This window comes from Bartonella sp. CL435QHHD, from assembly GCF_042195095.1.
GTDB lineage: Bacteria > Pseudomonadota > Alphaproteobacteria > Rhizobiales > Rhizobiaceae > Bartonella.
Map to the genome: position 1 here is coordinate 1 of NZ_JBHINS010000032.1, position 2,718 is coordinate 2,718.

Here is a 2,718-nt window from a genome sequence, read left to right on the forward strand (position 1 = left end):
AAGGTGAGTTTCAAGCCAGATCATATCCTTTTTGATCTCAGCAATCTGCTGAGGCGTTAAGGGCTTGCCTAGCACTAACCCCAAGGGACCTTGCTGCTCCACAGCATTGTCATAGAGCGTTTGCATTTGAGCATTGGGATCTTCATCATCAAGAAGAGTGCGATTGCCTGTCAGCTCAAAGATTTGCTCACCCACCAGACGATATTCAAAATAAGCATCGCCCAATCTTTTGAACACGTTTTCAGGCTTATAATTGCCAATCTTTTTTAAGTAATAGTCCGATCCTAAAAATTTACTTGGGTTGATAAAGTCCTGTCGCGTCTCAACTAAAAACGGCACATCCGGTGATTGGCTGCCAGCTAACTCTGTCTTGACAGAGTTAAGCCCATCTTGCGTTGGCACTTGTATGGATTCTGGTGCGGGTGTTTTTGTGCTTGGTGCAAAAAGCCCTTTGTGCCCTTTCAAACCATTGATAATCCCATCTAATCGATCATCACTAATCAGTGGTTTGGAACCGTCAAAATCGGTGTTTTTAACACCAGCCAAACCTTTATCGCCAGAGCTTAAGCCAACTTGCTCAACCCTCTCTCGCACCGCATGATTGTCAATATAGCCTGTCAACTTGGCATCAAGCGTGCCACCAGCTTCAATCGTGCCGTAAACAGCATCATAAGTGCGCGTGATTATTACAGGATCATCAACATATTCCGATGTGTCTGTATCTCCTATTTGAGCCACCCCTGCACCCAAAATATCACCAGATGTAGTCTCAATGCGTGTTGTCGTCTCAATCTTGGTTGTTTCGGTTAAATCACGCCCCTCATTGAGCAGCGTATCGCCATGCATCACAATGTTGCCATTGGCAGCAATTAAACTATAACTATTGCGGATATCGCCGGCATGAACCGTGAGATGACGCCCTGCTAAAATCTGGGCAGCATTATTGGTAAAATGAGGCTGCTGCTGACTAACCGTCGTTGTAACTCTGGTAGTTGTGGTAGTTGTATCAACAAAAAACCACCCATCTGTTTCGGTATGTGATGTTTCATAGACATTGCGATTCACCACTTTATCGCTAACTTCAACCCCGCCTTCGCGCATGTTGGTGAGAGCTGAGACATCGAAGGTCATATCGCCTGACACGGCTTCTAAAAGACCCGAGCTGTTGATCACATGACCAGCCCGCTCTCCACTTAAGCCACGGATGATGAGATTGTCTTCAGCAATGACATCGGCAAACTTATTAATAAAATCCCCATCTAAGGAGAAAATGGCAGATTTCTTGGCATAAATTAGCCCGCTATTGCTCAGATCAGCGCTCACATTGAGCGCAACCCCATCACCACTTGAACCAATACTGCCGGCATTGTCCAAAACATCTGCGGTTAAGACAAAAGCACCACCACTTTTGAGAACTCCGTCTTCACCATTTAAAACCAGAGCAACTTGCCCCAATGACGGATCATGGCTTTCTGCTATAAGCGTAAAACTGTCACTGGCTAAAAGCTGACCGGAATTGGCTAAAGACCCGAGAGTTGCATCAACAACACCGCCCACCATGATACCGGAATTGCTTAAAACATCATGGCTGTTGAGAGTAAGTACTCCGCCTTGCGCTTCCACAAGCCCATCTTGGGTGAGTGTGCCTGCCTTCAGCGTTACATCATAGGCGCCAACCTCACTTGTCTCACCCAGCGTCAAGATGCCATCACTGGAAAGCTCTATCCGCTTTTTAGAGACAATGCGCCCCGTTTGGCTGAGATTTGTTTGCGCATGCAAAGCAATGGTATCATTGCTTTCTATTGTGCCACTATTGCTTAAATCACCGTGGCTGGTCAGTTGAAGGTCACCACGCTCAATCTCTATGTGCCCTGCTTGGATCACACTATCAGCAACAATATTGACTGCCCCTTGCGTAGAAATGAGACCATCAACATTCTCAAAACTGNCCTGCTTGGATCACACTATCAGCAACAATATTGACTGCCCCTTGCGTAGAAATGAGACCATCAACATTCTCAAAACTGCCCACATCAATGCGCAAACCATCCCGGGCTAAAATATGTGCACCTTCATCATGTGTAGCGTTTTGTTGGTCCGAATTTGTCGTTTCAGCGCTTTTATTGACAAAAGACGTTGCAACAATCTTCATCTCACCGGCTAAAGCACTGAGAAGACCAGCCTCATTGTTTATATGACCAGCACGTGTCTCTTTCAGCCCACCAATGCTGAGAGCCTCTTCAGCAATAATTCTGCCCTGTGTGTTGCTCAGATTACCATCACTGAATAGATCCATAGATTTTTTGGCGTAAATCAGCCCACTATTGCTGACATTTCCTGCCACATTGAGGGCAACATTCTCACCACTAGAGCCAAGCACACCGGCATTGTCTAATTGCCCTGCGATCACAACAAAAACGCCACCACTTTGAAGAACCCCTTCGGATGTATTCTTCAGAAAGGCTTGTTGCGGATCGGCGCCTTCTTGTGCGCTTACCATCAAATGCAAATCATCGGTTGCAATAAACGTCCCTTGATTGGTAAATGCACCAATATGAGCATCGACACTCTCACCGCGCATTGTGCCGCTATTTGCGACCCCCATCACGCACTTGAAGGGTTAATGCTCCCTCTTGGGCTTCCACAGTCCCTGCTTGGGTTAAAGCATCAGCACTTAAAACCACATCATAACTTAAAATCGTGCTCTCTTGACCGGTT

General features: G+C 46.3%; 1 pseudogene. It reads right to left on the reverse strand.

The annotated features are described in order from the left end of the window. Nucleotides 1-1,884, reverse strand: a pseudogene (locus ACFILH_RS01565) (filamentous hemagglutinin); the annotation flags it as partial. Between the last annotated feature and the right edge of the window lie 834 nt (nt 1,885-2,718).